The sequence below is a fragment of the Streptomyces durocortorensis genome (assembly GCF_016901035.1).
Lineage (GTDB): Bacteria > Actinomycetota > Actinomycetes > Streptomycetales > Streptomycetaceae > Streptomyces > Streptomyces durocortorensis.
Genome location: NZ_JAFEUF010000133.1, coordinates 4,661 through 20,035, shown reverse-complemented (window position 1 = coordinate 20,035; position 15,375 = coordinate 4,661). Strand labels below are relative to the sequence as shown.

Below are 15,375 nucleotides of genomic sequence, written 5' to 3'. Positions count from 1 at the left end.
GCGGCGATGATCACCGCGCCCGCGACGACGACCCCGATGAGTATGCGGTGCGTGCGTGTCAGCTGCATCGCGGCCACCTACTGTCTCCCGCAGTCACCCGGCGGCCTTCCTCTGCACATGATCGGAAGCCCCAGGTTCTCATGCTGGACATCAGGGGGAATATCAGCATCGCGAAGGAGCTGCCTCAGGAGCACTGACTGAGAGGTGGCCGCTCGGGGCGGTTCAGGGTGTCGATCGCGACGCTTGCGGTGAGTCAACCTGGTGCTCTTGCCGGAACAGGCCGCGCGGCCATGCGGAGCTGTGCTCGTCCCGGCTCGAAGCATCACCTGATCGTCGATCGCTCCGGCACGCCGCTTGCTGTCACGCTTACCGGCGGGAACCGGCATGACGTCACTCAGTTGCTGCCGCTGCTGGACGCCGTCCCGCCGATTCGGGGCCGTCGAGGACGACCCCGCCGAATGCCCCGGCACCTGTATGCCGATCAAGCCGATGATCGCCCGCCGCGGGGTCGCCCATGGCTCCGGGCTGGGCAAGGTGCGCTTGGTGGTCAAGCGCACCTTCGCCTGGCTGCACCAGTTCAAGCGGCTCCGCATTCGCTACGAACGACGTGCGGATCTGCACCAAGGCCTGCTTGAACTGGCCTGCAGCCTCATATGCCTTCGTCGTCTGCGGACTTCATTCTGAAAGATCAGCGAGGAGCCGGGCCATCCCCCTCTGACGCCTCCGTGAGCGTGAGAGTTCCGTCCTCTGACTCGACGACGCTCACCAAGATCCCACTCTGGTCCTCCTCGGGAAACACGATGGAGAAGTAGGGGTCCATCTCCATGAGGAAGTCCCAGCCCTCGCGTTGGGTCGCGTCGAGGGCATTGGCATGCTGACCGCGTGCCCGCCACGTGCCGACCGCGTCGATAGCGACGATGAGGTCGATGTCGTACTTCTCAATGCACGTGGCGCGATTGGCCCACCATTCGAGGCTTGCCCGACCCACGAATCCATCCATGAACACACTATGCACGGTGCCCACGGCCGGGCGGGCCAGTGAGTACGCCTGCCGACAGTGATGGGCCAGGCCGCAGCCAAAGCTGCATGGGACAGACCGGACAGGTCGTCACCTCCACCGGCTGCCCCTCATACGCCTTCGCTTGCCCCAGATCTCATTCTGAAACGATCAGTAGGACGGGCGCGAGCGATAGCGCCTGGCTGCGCGACCTCCTTCAACTTGCAGAGGCAGACGAGGTTCTGATCGTCACCAGCGACAAAGATGTCCCCGCTGCGTTCAAGGCGTGGGGCATATCCGTGCCCCATGTTCGGCCATTGAAGGAGCTGCGTCCCACGCTCTTCGATCTAGCTGTGGATGACGGACATGCGCGCTCCGCGATCATCCGCTATCTGACTGCGCGTCTTCCTGCGGACCAGCAGAACCAGGATGTACTCGACATCGGGCGGGTTGTTGGGCTGCAGGCGGCCTACTCCCGTATGTGGGAGGCGCAGGACTATGGACTTGCCGCCTCAGATGTCTCCGGGGCTTCTGTGACCGGTCTCGTCGCGTTGGCCGGCATAGGCATGGTTCGTGTGGAAGCAGGAGGAAGCACGGATCAGCAGGTGCACGGTCGGAGGGACGACCCTGGCACGTCGAGGCGGGAGGTAGCCGACGCTGTCGCCTGCTTCCTGGCGACCGGCGAGGCAACCGTCTCAATCGGCTCCCTCGTGGACGACTGCGACGTGACAGTGGTGCCCATCAACAATGTGCTGGTGCGTGCCAACCTCACCTTCCAGTTCGCTGACGGGGTCATCACCGCCATGTCGGCCGATACCGACTCTGCGGCCATGCTCGTTGAAAGGGCCTTCAACCAGAGCAAAGAGGCGGAAACTGAGCTCGTCCAGGCCTTCAACCTCGTCTCCGGCATCACGTTGGAGGAGGGTGAGCTCGCAGAGCGACAGCGGTTCGATATCCCAGGAACGGACAACTTCGTCGTCATCACCGTGGGAGGCAACCACGGGATGGACTGGGGCACAGAGATCGACCTCTGGCTCGGCGACGACGAGGAGGAGGGGGAGCCGGTCGGCACAATCGGTTTGGAGTGCGAGTATGACCCGTCCTCCTGGTATGGCGGCAGCCGAGATGGCTTCCAAGGGCCCGATGCCTACCCCGTGGCCGTCGACGGCGATGGGCTGCATGGGCGCTACGGGATCTGGGCTCTCCCAGCTTGGCTACTTGAGCGCGTCCCCTGGCCCAAGTTCTCTGCTCCCCCGATGGCGACGCAGTCGCCGACAACAGGAGACGAACCCGCCAGCGTCTGACTGTAGGGACGGCGGACGGCTCCGGTGCCGTCGGTGCGGCCTGCTGGCCATGCCGCCGGTCGCGTCCGCTGAGACGACCAGGGCTACCGGGTACTCGGTTTCGGTGTCCCGCTCCCCTGCCTGCTGGTGCCCGATCGTCAGAGCCGACGCGTCCCCGCCGTCACCGTCACGTTCGACTGCTGGGTTGACCGGATGTTCATCGATGGCGGCGAGGCCGGGCTCGCCGGTCTCCGCGAGCGGTACTCCGTACTCCAGCTGTCACCGACTCAGAGCACGTCATTACGGCGTAATAATTCCGCAGAGAAGGTGAAGCCTGGCATCCAGGCCTTGCCGACATGACCATCTCACCAAGAGCTGAGCAGCTACGGCAAAGTTGGACCCGCGCGGGAAAGTCTCCTCCGGGTATGGCCATCCCGATGAGACGGGTTGTGATGCCCTGTCTCGGGGCGTCATGATCGCGGGATGGCTGAGGAGACCGTGGTCGAGAAGACGTGGCGCGGGATACTGGACAAGCTTCCCGGCGCGCGGAGGGGCGAGCCCGCAGTGATAGAGGCTGCCTATGCCGAAACTCGGCTGCGGGCCCTGTTTCCGTTTCCCAGCCATGGAGCGCTCACTCTTCACCGGAACACCGAGTTCCCGTGGAGCAATGACCTACCGTTCATCGTGGGCGACGCGCAAGAGTGCATCGTGTACGCGCCTCTGCACGCATCGGAGCGTGTCCTGGGGGAGTCGCTCACCCCTCGAGAGGCGGCCGCGTTGGTGGTGGCCCACCTGCCTGACGACTGCGGGCCGGCCTTCGAGGGGCCGTGGCCCCCACCGAGTCACCTCACCGATTGAGCGAGCCGCAGACCGATCCTGCCCCCCCCATACACGGCTGATGCGACCCCGAGACGGGTCACAAGCTCCCAGCAAGGAGCCAGGTGGCGACCAGACGCAGATGGCGCGCCCCACATCGGTGGGGCCCGCCATCTGCCATGCGCTGAGTCCTTCGCCGCCTTCCGGCGGCTACTCCCCCGCGCGCAGACCTGTCGCGATCTGCTGAAGGATATCTGCGAGCGAGTTACGCGCGTCGGCAGGAAGGTCTCCTCGCATGTCCGCTGTGACGGCCTCGACCCCAGCGCTCAGCTGGAAGTAGCGGAGGATGAATGCACTTCGCTGCTCGTCGTTGAGCTGAGCGAACGCGGCGTTCATGAGCGCCTCGCCCTGCTGCCGGGACTGCGCGGAGGGAGACACCTTCTCGCTCTGAGCCGGGGGAGCGGGCGCAGGAATGGCCGGAGGCTTCGGCGCCGCCTTCCTCCGTGGAGCCTCCTGCTTCTTCGTTTTGAGCTGGCGGAGGTGCTCTTCCTGCTCTTCGGGCTTCTTCTTCCCTACACGCCGCAGCAGCGCTGCGGACTCCTCGCCGGACTGCAGCTTCTCCTTCAGCTCCGGCGTCAGGCCGAGGAGGGCCAGGCGCTGTGACACCCATCCTTGGGAGCGGTGAAGGCGGGCGGCGAGAGCGTCTTGCGTTTTGTGGATGGCAAGCAGTTGCTGGAGAACCTTCGCTTCGTCGAGGGGGTCGAGGTCCTGGCGGTGGACGTTCGCGACGAACGCGGACTCGAGGATCTCGTCGGGGTTGCTGCCGAGTTCGTCGTCCAGCATCACCTTGATCTCGGTGAGGCCAGCTTCGCGCGCGGCGGCAAGGCGTGTGTTGCCGTCGATGACGACGTACTTGGCGCCCTCCTCAAGATCATTTTTCCGGTCGGGGTTTCCTTCCAGGTAGGCGAACCGGCTCATGATGCTGATGGCGGTCTTCTGCCCGTGGTCGCGGAGGCTCGCTCCGAGGTCGGTCAGGTCACCCAGCTCTTCACGGGGGTTGGCCGGGTTGAGGCTGATGACGTCCACCGGGAGCTTGAGCGGCGGGGGAGCGCCGTCGGTAGGGGCGGCGGCGGCGGCTTCGATCGCGGCGCGGCGGGCACTGATGCCTCCCCTGGCCTGGCCGAAGGACGCACTCGCGCGCAGGGTGTCTGCCTTGCTCATGAGATCTCCCTGGTGAGTGCGCGCATGCCGACGGCCTGGTCGCAGCGGGGGGCGTAGGCGAGGAGGGGCCGCTTCAGGCGGACGGCTTCCTTCTGTTCCTTGAGGTCTCCGATGACGCCGACGACCCGGGGGTCCTTTATGTCGATCCATGACTGGAGGGAGGATGTGGCGATGTAGCCGCGGCGTGCGTCGTAGTGGTTGACGACGATGCCGAGGTAGTCGAGTTCGAGGTGCATGTCGCCGCGGAGGTCCTCGATTTGGTTGGTGAGGAGTCCGTAGGCGTCTGCGGAGCTGTCTTCGGCCTGGACGATGATGAGGATTCCGGAGTTGCCGGGGGCTTCGCCGTCGCGGCGGCGGCCGTAGTAGGCGGCGGCGTCCATGCTGAGGCCGAGGCTTGGGGGGCAGTCGATGATGACGACGTCGTAGTCGCCTTCGACCGTTCCCAGGACGCGTTCGAGGGCGGCTTCGCGGGCGCGGACGCTGGAGAGCTTCACGTCGAGGAGGAAGGCGTCGGTGCAGGCCGGCAGAAGGTGCAGCCGGTCGCCGAAGCGTGCGTCCTCGATGGGGACGATGAGGTCCTTGAGTTCGCCCTTCGCCTCTCCTGCCATGTGCTTGGTGAGGGAGTCTCCCTCGATGGGCAGCGGCTCGTGCCCGAGCTGGTTGGTGAGGTGGCACTGCGGGTCGAAGTCGACGAGGAGCACACGGAGACCGAGCCCGGGGAGATCCTCGTAGTCGAGGGGAGAAGCCGGTTCCGCGTCAGGATCGAGGAGCGCTGCGGCGAAGTGCTTGGAGATACGTACGGGGTGCAGCTGGTCGCTGTCCTCTGCGAAGGCTTCACCGACGCCCGCGGCGAGCGCGGTCTTGCCCACGCCGCCCTTCTGGTTGCAGATGATGATCCGCTTGGGGTGCTCCGGGCGGACGACACCGGGTGCTGGGTTGGTGTCGAGCCAGAACAGCACGGACTGCGTGAGCCCTTGGATGAGCGAGACCCCGCGGGAGGCGCAGGCCTCACGGAACTCGTCCCACTGGCCCGTCGGGAGGAAGGTCGCGAACGGCTTTGCGCCCCCTGTGTCGGCCGCGGGGGGGTTCGCTCCGAGCCGGCGCCATGCGGTGATGCCAGCTTCGACAGCATGCTGGATGTCGGTGCCGTGTTGGGCTGCGCGGACCTTCAGGGCTTGCTGCAGGGCGGGGGGTAGCTTGGAAACGACCTTCTCGCGGTCGGCTGCGTCAGGCGAAGTCATACGCATACCTTACTAACGACATAGATCATGTTCATCAGGGACACGTTAGCTAATACTCTGAGAGCCTGTCAGCGGGCAAGTATTACGGCGTAATACGGCAGCCCACATGCAAGACGACCCGGCACCCCGTCAATGAAAAACGGCTGTGCGCCCCGCTGACGGCCTCGCGCTTGGCTCCGCGCCCAATCACACCGGCGCTCCCGAGTTCACCCACGAGAACCCCCCTTCCGCAGGTCGCTTTTTTCCCGTATGAGATGCTCAGGCGCTTTGTGTCTGTGCCGAGCGCTAAGAGCCCACCGCCCACACCGGTCCTCCTCCGTGCACCCGGGAACGCTGCGGCTCTGCTCCGAGGACGAGAAAAGGGGCCCGGGCCTCCCTGGCGAGGGAAGCCCGGGCCCGACGACCCTCTCCGCAGCCAACTCACCGGCCCTTTCCGAGACGACGAGGCAGCCTCCGGGACCAGGAGACGGGCTGGTAGTCCTCACCTCGGCAGACCCGGCAGACGTGCGGGTGATCGGCGAACTCGTACTGCAGCGGGCAGCCGACCTCTCGGCAATCCGGCAGCTCGGGGTCCTCTCCGGGGCCGGAGCAGTACGGGCAGCGCGTGAAGCGGCCATCGATGGGAGCGCCGTGATGGAGGTCGGAGTGGAGTTGGGCAAGGCCGCGTACTCCGAGCTCGCGGAGCAGGGCGTCGGGCGGCGAAGATCTGCCGGTCGATCGCGGTGTCGTGGTGGTCGGCGAGCATCTGTGCGGCGGTGCACCAGTCGAGGGTGTTGCGGTCGACCGTTGGTGCGGGGCGGCAGCTGCCCCAGGGGTCGTCGGGGTCCGGCGGCGCTGCCGGGGTTATGGGTGAGAACACCAACCACTCCTGGCCCCCAGCCGTACACGACCACCAACCATCCCGTACGGGACGGACACCGTGCCGCACCACCGCCACCCACACCCAAGGACGAGCCGTGACACGCCTCTTCACCGAGTTCCCGCAGCGGATCGAAGGCGCGGATGAGGTGTCCGATACTCTCGGGGGTCGTGGCTTCGCCGACCCAGCGGGGACTGTAAGACGTTCGGTGTAAGTCCCGATCATGGAAGATGCATCGATGACCAGCCACAACGTGACCGAGGCCGAGACTGTCGAGCCGTCTTCAGGCCGTCGTTCCGACGTCCATGGACGACCGGCTGATCGACGAGCTCGTGAGTCGGGCTCAGGCCGAGGGCCTTCAGCTGACCGGCGAGGGCGGGCTGCTCCAGCAGCTGACGAAGCGGCTCCTGGAGTCCGCTCTCGAGGGCGAGATCACCGATCACCTCGGCTATGACAAGCACGATCCGGCGGGGCAGAACAGCGGCAACTCCCGCAACGGCACCCGCGCCAAGACCGTACTGACCGACGTGGGCCCAGTGGAGATAGCCGTGCCCCGCGACCGCGAGGGCTCCTTCCAACCGAAGATCGTCAAGAAGCGCCTTTCCGGCATCGACGAGATGGTCATCTCGCTCGCCGCGAAGGGCCTGACGACCGGTGAGGTAAAGGCCCACCTGGCCGAGGTCTACGGCGCCGACGTGTCCCGTCAGACGATCTCCACGATCACCGACAAGATCCTCGACAGCATGGCCGAATGGCAGAACCGGCCCCTGGACGCCGTCTACCCGGTGGACTTCATCGACGCCATCCACGTGAAGATCCGCGACGGCGCGGTCGCCAACCGGCCCATCTACGTCGCCCTGGCCGTCACCATCGACGGCCGGCGGGACATCCTGGGGCTGTGGGCCGGTGATGGCGGCGAGGGCGCCAAGCACTGGATGCACATCCTCACCGAGATCAAGAACCGCGGTGTGAACAACGCCCTCATGCTCGTCTGCGACGGGCTCAAGGGCCTGCCCGACGCGGTCGAGACCGTCTGGCCGAAGACGATCGTGCAGACCTGCGTGGTCCACCTGGCGCGGAACTCCTTCCGCTATGCCGCCCGCCAGGACTGGGACAAGATCGCCAAGCTCCTCAAGCCCGTCTACACCGCGGCGACCGAGGAAGCCGCACTCGATCGGTTCGCCGAGTTCGCCGATGCATGGGGCAAGAAGTATCCGGCGATCGTCCGGCTCTGGGAGAACGCGTGGGAGGAGTTCACTCCCTTCCTCCGCTTCGACACCGAGATCCGCCGCATCGTCTGCACCACGAACGCCATCGAGTCCGTCAACGCGCGGATCCGACGGGCGGTCAAGGCCCGCGACCACTTCCCGAATGAGCAGGCCGCCTTGAAGTGCGTCTACATGGCGATCATGTCGCTGGACCCGACCGGCAAGGGTCAGGCCCGCTGGACCATGCGCTGGAAGACAGCCTTGAACGCCTTCGATATCACCTTCGACGGCCGGCTCTCCGCAGCACGCCAACAGCCCTCAACAACCCGAGTTACACCGCTCGTTTGACAGACCCCTGCCCTGCCTACGCCACCAGGACAGACGAGAAGACGGCACGGTCCTGCACGACCTGCGAGGGGGAAGACCGGCTCATCCGGTGGCAGCGCACCTACCAGGTCCGCATCCCCGCAGGCATCCGGGACGGGCAGAAAGGCCCGCCTCCGCGAGCTTGGCGGCCCCGGCAAGCACGGCGGTGCGCCCGGGGACATGTACGTCACCGTGCACGTCATCAGCTGATCAGCCGCCGCGCTCCGTCCCATTCCTGGATCGCCGCACGGACCCTGGCCGCCGTCTCCGGGGCGACACCTCTGCGGGTTGCGATGCTCCGCAGGTACGCATCGGCTCCCTGGAGGAGCGCGGCGACAAGACGGCTCTGGCCCGGTGGGTGCCCGGGGCGGATACATGGCTCCAGGCGTCGATGCAGTCGGCGGCACTGTAGTGGCGGCGGGGCAGGAATGTGGCCGTCGACGTACGCCCCGGCTGGATTCGACGGCGCAGAAGTGGAACCGATGCGCCTGCGCGGACACTTGTGGTTGTGGACTTTCCATTGCATGAACGAGTCCGGTCTGGCGATCGGGCGGCGTTCGCCGAGATTTTCGACGAGCATGCGCGCGTCGTCTATGCCCATGCGATCCGTACGACGGGTGACTGGGCTCTGTCCGAAGACGTCATGTCGCTTACGTTTCTGGAGGCCTGGCGGCTTCGAGACAAGCTGCGGGGTGAGGTCAGAAGCGTACGGGCGTGGTTGCTGGGCATCGCGACCAATGTGATGCGCAACACTGCCCGGGCGTCCCGTCGACATCGAGAGGCGATGTCTCGTCTGCCGCCACCGGAAGCAATGCCTGACTTTTCGGACGAAGTGGTCGGGCAAATGGCCGACGCTCAGCGGCTGGCTGCTGCGGGGAGAGCACTCCGACGGCTGAAGCGGAGCGAGCGCGAGGTCTTCTCACTGGTCGTCTGGTCCGACCTGGAGTACGCGGCGGCTGCTGAGGCGTTGGGGCTTCCCGTGGGCACCGTGCGCTCCCGACTCTCACGAGCGAGACAAAAACTGCGCAGGCTCGTCGAGGAGGAGCTTGGAGCAGATCCCGACACTGCGGAACTGCGGACCGGGAACGGACACATATCACCGAGCGGGGTGGACGCGACCCGCACAGCCCCTAGGAGGAATGCAGGATGAATCCGGAGCAGCGGGAACGAGCCGAGCGTGGGCAGGCGAACCGGACTCTGCCTCCCCCTCCCTATCCGGAGCCGGCACCCGGACGTCTGGACGCTCGCCGTGCACATTTCATGAGCGAGGTCGACCGGCAGGCGCGGTCTCGCACCTTCCGCCCCGCGGTGCGGGCGAGGAGGCGGTGGGGCCTGGCACTGGGCACCGCAGTGGCTGCTGGAGCGTCCGTTGTCGTTCTCAGCCTCGGCTCTGGTGCACCGGTCACTCCGAGCAAGGTCCAACCGGCCTCCGCAGCGTCGGTCCAACTACTGGAGAGGGCAGCTCTGGCCGCTGCCGCGACGCCGCATACGAAGATCCGCGCCGGGCAGTACACGTATGTCAAGACGGTTGGCCATACGTCGGTGCTGTCCGAGACCAAGGCCGGCGGGATGGAACTCCTGCGCGAGGACGAGGGCATGGAGCAGTGGACCTCGGTGGACGGCAGTGAGCAGACGCTGCAGCGCAAGAATGACAGCGATGTCCTGCTGCCCGGAACTCCGGGCCGAGGCAGTCTGAACTCTCCGACCTATGAGTTCCTGGACGCCCTGCCGACCGATCCCGATGCCCTGCTGAAGCGGATCAGCGACGACGCCGAGGCAAATCACGGTGCCGGTTCCGACTCCACGACGGGACCGCACCAGGAAGCCTTCGTCACGATCGGGGACCTTCTGCGCGACGGGGCGGCTCCCCCTGACACCACTGCGGCTCTCTACCGGGCTGCTGCTCTCATCCCTGGTGTCGACGTCGTCTCCGACGCCGTGGACGCGGCGGGCCGGCACGGGGTCGCTGTCGCGCGGACAAACGGTGGCGAACGTACTGAGTGGATCTTCGACGAGAGCACGGCACGGCTGCTGGGCGAGCGCACGGTCCTCGTGGAGGACAACGCCTGGGGAAAGGCTGGCACCGTGGTCACCTCCGTGGCTCTCGTCGACTCTGGAATCGTCGACGAGGCCGGACAAAATCCCTAGGGGCGATCCCTTTCGCGAGACAGGGACATACACCGTTGGCCTAGACCTTGCAAGGTCGAACATCTGGACGATCGCGATCGAGAACCCGCCATACCTGCCCCAGTTGCGCCCGTGGCCCCGGAGCCTGCTGTGGAATTCCTGTGACTCACTTACACGTCCCCATCACAGGAGAACCATATGCGTCGCACGCGCGTCCTCGTCCCTATCCTTGCCCTCTGCGCCTTGGTGGCGAGCGCGACGACCGCCACCGCGGCACCGGAGCCCTCCACGTCCCCTGAGGTCGGCCTTGCCACGCCGGCCGAAGAGGCCCGGCTGCAGCAGCAGCTCGCCGAAACCGAGCCCGTGATCGCCACCTACAACGGAAAGAAGATCAACCTGGCCGACGGGTGGCAAGGGGCGCAGGCATGTTCCGAAGTACCGACCGGTGATGTCTACTGCTACGACAGCGCCGTGGAAGCGGATCAGGCACTTGCTGCAATCGCCCCGGCACCGAGAAGCCCCGATAGCGGAGTGGTGTCAGCACAGGGCAGCGGTGAGTTCGGTCCCGCAGCCATCGGCGACTGTGCACCCGGATGGGTCTGCCTCTGGGAGCACTCGAACTACACAGGACGTCGACTCCAGTGGTCTGCGAGCGGGACGAAGCAGCTCAAGGACTGGGACTTCCGGGACAAGGCGAGCTCCGGCTGCGTAAACCGTAATCAGTTCGGTGTGCTGGCCTATGACGCCCGAACGGGGCTGCCCGACCCGTACATGACGCTGGCTGCCCGCTACTGCTACAAGTTCTCTGATGCCAGCTACCCGACCGGCGGCAACTTCAATGACAAGGTCGACTACATAGAGATGTGACCAGCCGGGAGTGGATCTCCCCGCACTGACGACCCTTCTTCAGGGCGCTGGAACGAGCATGTGTTCTGACTGCTCAGGACCCGGGCCAGGCAGATCCACCCCGGACCGTGGCCGTTCCCCTACCTCAAGCCCACCCTGCACCGCCGTCAGGGTCAGCGCCCCCGCCCGCCACCGGGAGGACGCCGCGAGCCTCCTTAGCCGACGTGGCGCAGCATTCATTTGAAGCGGCCATTGCCGCTTCAATGATCTTCGTCGCCTACTCGCCTTAGGCGAGCAATGTGTCATTGGGGAAATCATTGAGAGTTCGCAGATCTGTCCATAGTGGGATCGCTGGCCTCGCAGCCACTGCGGTCCTATCCGGGCTCATATACTCCGCGCCGGCAGTTGCCGACGACACTGCTCCTACGAAACCTCTTTCGAAGCCGTCCGGCGGAACGCCGTCCGATCCGCCGTCGCGTGTGCCGAACCCGGCCAAGAAGCTCGGCAAAGGCTGGGACAGCTCAAGAGACAGGGCCGTGACCTCAGCGGCAGACCGTGACGGATTCAGAATCCTGGTGGCGGACAGCAAGGACGCCTATCAGTGGCGGACTGTAGCCACGCTGGCCGAGCCCGGCATTCCGGCGGACTCGTGGATCGGCAACCTGTGTGTGATGGACCGCGATCACGCAGCGGTCGTGTACGCGCCGCGGACGTTCACGAACAAGCCGGACCTGATGCAGGGCGGGGCGTTCACCGCCGTCGTCGACCTCAAGTCAGGCCAGACAACGAAACTGCCCTTCACTGCCTCGTTGGCCTACTTCGACCCGTCGTGCAACCCTCAAACGCGCTCAGCCGCCTTCAGCGCAATCCGGGACACCAAGACCCGGCTCGTCACTGTCGACACCAACGGCCAGATGGCCACCGACACCACCGTCACCGGTCAGTTGACCTCGGCCGTCCCGACCAAGGATGGTCTCGTCGCCGCCCACGGCCGCCACCTGGTCCATGTTGACCCGGAGAACAGCAAGCTCCGAAAACTGGCCGCCGCGAACAGCGCACCTTTTGACATCCGCCCCACCAGCCAAGGAATCGCGTTTCTCGACCGCGACGACACCACGGCAAACGTCAAACTGTGGAAGAACGGCGACACACCCTCGCTGCTTGCGTCGGGGAAGCTAGGAGAGCTGGCCCTGAAGCAGGGCACGAAGGGCCAGGCATTCCTCACAGGAGACACAACACACGCGAGCCTTTCGGGTACCGGAGTGGTCCGCCTGGACGTCACGGCGGACATGGATGTGTCCAGCCACGGCCGACTGGCCGTCGATCCTGTGCTCATGCCGGGAGTGCGCACTGGCCTGGAGAGAATCGGCAATGCCGGGAAGGGCTTCGCCGGGGCAGAACCTTCACCCCATGCACGCATCACCGAGGACCCCACCAGGACGAGTACTGCCTCGCTGAAGATTACTGGGGTGGCGACCGCCACGGGTGAAAAGATCACCCAGGCGGTCACCGACATCACCAGCGGTACAGGCAATGAGTCGTTCTCACCGGCTCTGCGTGCTTCCGGCAGGCAGCAGGTCGGTCGGAATGCGCAGGCTGCTGCCTCCGCTGATGAGCGGGCGACCAATCCGGTCGACACCGACCGGTGGTGTTCCGTCCCCCGCAACGATGTGAAAGCGCTGGCCCTGCAGCCGACCGCGAACCAGGTCGAGTGGGCCGTAAACATGGCGATCCGCGGCGAACTGCGCGCCAAGTGGCTCACCCAGGGAGGGTGGCGCTCCCAGACCGGCCTGGGCAGCGTCGACCCGCAGGGCCTGTTTCCGGCTCCGGTCCTGAAGGGGGGCGGCCGTATCCCCGCCCAGGTGCTGCTGGGCGTACTCGCCCAGGAGTCGAACCTGTGGCAGGCCGAAGGCGGGGCCATTCCTGGCCAGATGGGCAGCCCGCAGGCGTCGATTGCGGGATTCTACGGACACAAGGGTGAAACGTCCGCCGAGTACTGGAAGATCCGCTGGGCCAATTCCGACTGCGGCTACGGCGTCGGACAGGTCACCGACGGGATGCGCCTGGCCGGCTACGAGAAGCCCGGCGAGACGTCCCTCTCCCCGACGAAGCAGAAGGCCGTCGCCCTGGACTACGCGGTCAACATCGCCGCATCCATGTACATCCTGGCCGACAAGTGGAACCAGGTGCACACCACCGGGCAGACCATCACCGTCAACAACGACGACCCGTCGAAGCCGGAGAACTGGTTCGCCGCACTGTGGAACTACAACCTCGGCTTCAACGAGAACAAGGGTGACGGCAAACCATGGGGGTTGGGCTGGTACAACAACCCCGCGAACCCGCTCTACCCCCCTTCACGGGACCCGTTCATGACCGACCCACGCCACGCCGCCAAACCTCAGAACTGGCCCTACCAGGAGAAGGTGATGGGCTGGGCCGCCTGGTCCATGGACACCGGCTTCTCCTACGCCACGTCCGGACGGCAGGACTGGCCCGGCGAGTCCGGGTACGACTCCGCCGGGTTCCGGCCCGCCTGGTGGACCAGCCCGGCGCTGCGCAACCTGATCAAGCCGCCACTTGACGCTTTCTGCAACGCCACCAACAACTGCAACGCAGCCACCCCTCCGGACTGTCCCGACGCGAAGTGCTACGAGACCTACTGGTGGCGCGGCGCGAATGTGACATGGAAAGCGAACTGCGAGGCCGACTGCGGTCACGAGAACCTCAAGTACGTCACCCTGCGCGAGGAACCGGGCCGCGGCAGTCGGCTGAAGTACGGCACACCATCGTGCGGCGCTGCCCCCGCCGGGGCGCTGATCGTGGAGTCCGTCCCCGACAACACCGCGACCTACGGCTCCTGCGCATCCGGCGCTGACGCAGGTAATTTCGCGTTCACGTTCCATCCCAATCCGGCGGCGAACGGACCAGGCCTGGGCCCCTACGAGGCCAAGGGAGACCTGCACCAGATCGGCGGTGGGCACGGCGGCCACTTCTGGTACGCGCACACCCGTGACACCGCTCATCTCGGCGGTCCTGGAAACCGGATGACCATCGACGGCACCTGGACCCTCGACCGCAATGTCGAGTGGACACGCGTCTTCGCCCACCAGCCCGACACCGGCGCGCACACCCAGCAGGCTCACTACGTAATCAAGGGGGTGGCAGGCGGCGACCGCCACCGCTACGTCAATACCCACTTCAGCGACAACACCTGGGTGGAGCTCGGCGTCTACCGTTTCACCGGCACCCCTCAGGTGCAGTTGACGAACACCACCGCCGACGGCACCGCGGACGAGAACGTCGCCTGGGACGCTGTCGCCTTCCAGCCTCTACCAGGCAAGCCCAAGCACATGGTCGTCGCCATGGGCGACTCCTACACCTCCGGTGAAGGTGCCGGAGCCTACTCACCGGAGTCCAACAGAGACCATGGTGAGACCGACTGGAACGCCTGCCGACGCAGTGACAACTCCTGGCCGCGCAAGACCCTGCTGCCCGGCCAGAGCACCAGCATCGGCGAACTCTCAGATAACGAGAGCGCCGGCGTCAGCTTCCTCGACGTCAGCTGCTCCGGCGCGAAGACCTCACAGCTGACCCCGGGCGACCCCACACCTTGGGGAGGAATGGGCAACTACCACGAGAAGAGCCAGATCGACTCAGGGGCCCTCAGCCCGGACACCACACTGGTCATGCTGACCATCGGCGGAAACGACGGAAACAACTTCACCAACGCCATCACGAACTGCTACATCATCGGCGTGTGCGACCCGGCCGACTACACAGGCAGAGTGGACCAAGCGGTCGCGGACACCGGGTGGCTGATCGACGACATCGCGCTTGCCGCCCCGAACGCACAAATCGTCCTCATGGGCTACCCACGCCTCGTCAGTGACGAGCCGTGCTGGGCAGGCAACTTCGATGCCCTGAACCAGCTGGCCGACTATGTCCGAAACAAGCAGAAGGCCAAGGTGGCTGAGCTGAAACAGGCTGGAACCAAGGTGGCTTTCGCCGATCCGATAACTGCCTTCCAGGGTCACGGAGTCTGTGAGAACGAGGAGTGGATCCACGGTGTTGTTGCCGCTCCGAAGGGCGATGGCGACTTCCAGCACGGAACCGTGCTCGACCAGGTTCCCTGCCTGCCCCGGCCAGGGGACAACATCTGTGCCAGCCTTGAGTCGTTCCACCCCAAGAACGCCGGCACCACGGCCTACGCCCGAGTCATGGAGCAGGTACTGGCCGGCATCGGATACAAAGGCAGCTAGTGGAGCCTGATCAAACCGACGGAGCCGTGGTGGGGGGGGGGGGGGGGGCCCCCCCCCGCCCCCCCGGCGGGGGGGGGGGGGGGGGCCGGGGCCCCCCGCGTGGGGTGGGGAGGTTGTTGGTTTGGGTTTTGGGTGGGGCGAGAGAGGGG

The 15,375-nt window shown here is 65.9% G+C and carries 11 protein-coding genes and 1 pseudogene; 9 read left to right on the top strand and 3 right to left on the bottom strand.

Annotated features, from left to right (window positions below; translation table 11 throughout):
* Positions 1-197, top strand: a 197-nt coding sequence (locus tag JS521_RS22835) for a hypothetical protein (protein ID WP_205084809.1), incomplete at its 5' end; no start/stop codon positions are given.
* A gap of 105 nt (positions 198-302) precedes the next feature.
* Positions 303-684: pseudogene (locus tag JS521_RS22830) on the top strand (transposase); the annotation flags it as partial.
* Positions 685-688: 4 nt separating this feature from the next.
* Here JS521_RS22830 and JS521_RS22825 read toward each other — a convergent pair.
* Positions 689-1,000 (bottom strand): hypothetical protein, encoded by a 312-nt coding sequence (locus JS521_RS22825; protein WP_205084808.1) that lies wholly within the window; start codon positions 998-1,000, stop codon positions 689-691.
* 86 nt (positions 1,001-1,086) lie between these two features.
* Between JS521_RS22825 and JS521_RS22820 the strand changes: the two genes are divergently transcribed.
* Together JS521_RS22820 and JS521_RS22815 are read left to right on the top strand one after the other, a co-directional pair.
* Positions 1,087-2,301 carry a hypothetical protein gene (locus JS521_RS22820; RefSeq protein ID WP_205084807.1) on the top strand — a complete coding sequence of 405 codons (1,215 nt, stop codon included), beginning with the start codon at positions 1,087-1,089 and terminating at the stop codon, positions 2,299-2,301.
* A gap of 462 nt (positions 2,302-2,763) precedes the next feature.
* The gene (locus JS521_RS22815; protein WP_205084806.1) at positions 2,764-3,138 is read left to right on the top strand and encodes a DUF6193 family natural product biosynthesis protein; all 375 of its coding nucleotides are present in this window, start codon (positions 2,764-2,766) and stop codon (positions 3,136-3,138) included.
* 168 nt (positions 3,139-3,306) lie between these two features.
* On the opposite strand, the gene JS521_RS22810 is transcribed toward JS521_RS22815, so the two are convergent.
* The gene (locus JS521_RS22810) at positions 3,307-4,317 is read right to left on the bottom strand and encodes a ParB/RepB/Spo0J family partition protein (RefSeq protein WP_205084805.1); all 1,011 of its coding nucleotides are present in this window, start codon (positions 4,315-4,317) and stop codon (positions 3,307-3,309) included.
* Complete coding sequence (locus tag JS521_RS22805) at positions 4,314-5,558, bottom strand: ParA family protein (protein WP_205084804.1); 1,245 nt, start codon at positions 5,556-5,558, stop codon at positions 4,314-4,316. The genes JS521_RS22810 and JS521_RS22805 overlap by 4 nt, the downstream gene beginning before the upstream one ends.
* Positions 5,559-6,686: 1,128 nt before the next feature.
* Between JS521_RS22805 and JS521_RS22800 the strand changes: the two genes are divergently transcribed.
* From JS521_RS22800 to JS521_RS22780, 5 genes are all read left to right on the top strand, one after another.
* Positions 6,687-7,973, top strand: a complete 1,287-nt coding sequence (locus tag JS521_RS22800; RefSeq protein WP_372448610.1) for an IS256 family transposase — start codon at positions 6,687-6,689, stop codon at positions 7,971-7,973.
* A gap of 526 nt (positions 7,974-8,499) precedes the next feature.
* On the top strand, positions 8,500-9,141 hold the full coding sequence (locus JS521_RS22795) for an RNA polymerase sigma factor (protein ID WP_205084802.1): 642 nt from the start codon (positions 8,500-8,502) through the stop codon (positions 9,139-9,141).
* Positions 9,138-10,139, top strand: a complete 1,002-nt coding sequence (locus JS521_RS22790) for a CU044_5270 family protein (RefSeq protein WP_205084801.1) — start codon at positions 9,138-9,140, stop codon at positions 10,137-10,139. Before JS521_RS22795 ends, JS521_RS22790 begins: the two co-directional genes overlap by 4 nt.
* A 177-nt stretch (positions 10,140-10,316) precedes the next feature.
* Complete coding sequence (locus JS521_RS22785) at positions 10,317-10,985, top strand: peptidase inhibitor family I36 protein (protein WP_205084800.1); 669 nt, start codon at positions 10,317-10,319, stop codon at positions 10,983-10,985.
* Between the two features lie 554 nt (positions 10,986-11,539).
* Positions 11,540-15,226, top strand: a complete 3,687-nt coding sequence (locus JS521_RS22780; protein WP_307847936.1) for a GDSL-type esterase/lipase family protein — start codon at positions 11,540-11,542, stop codon at positions 15,224-15,226.
* Positions 15,227-15,375: the final 149 nt, after the last annotated feature.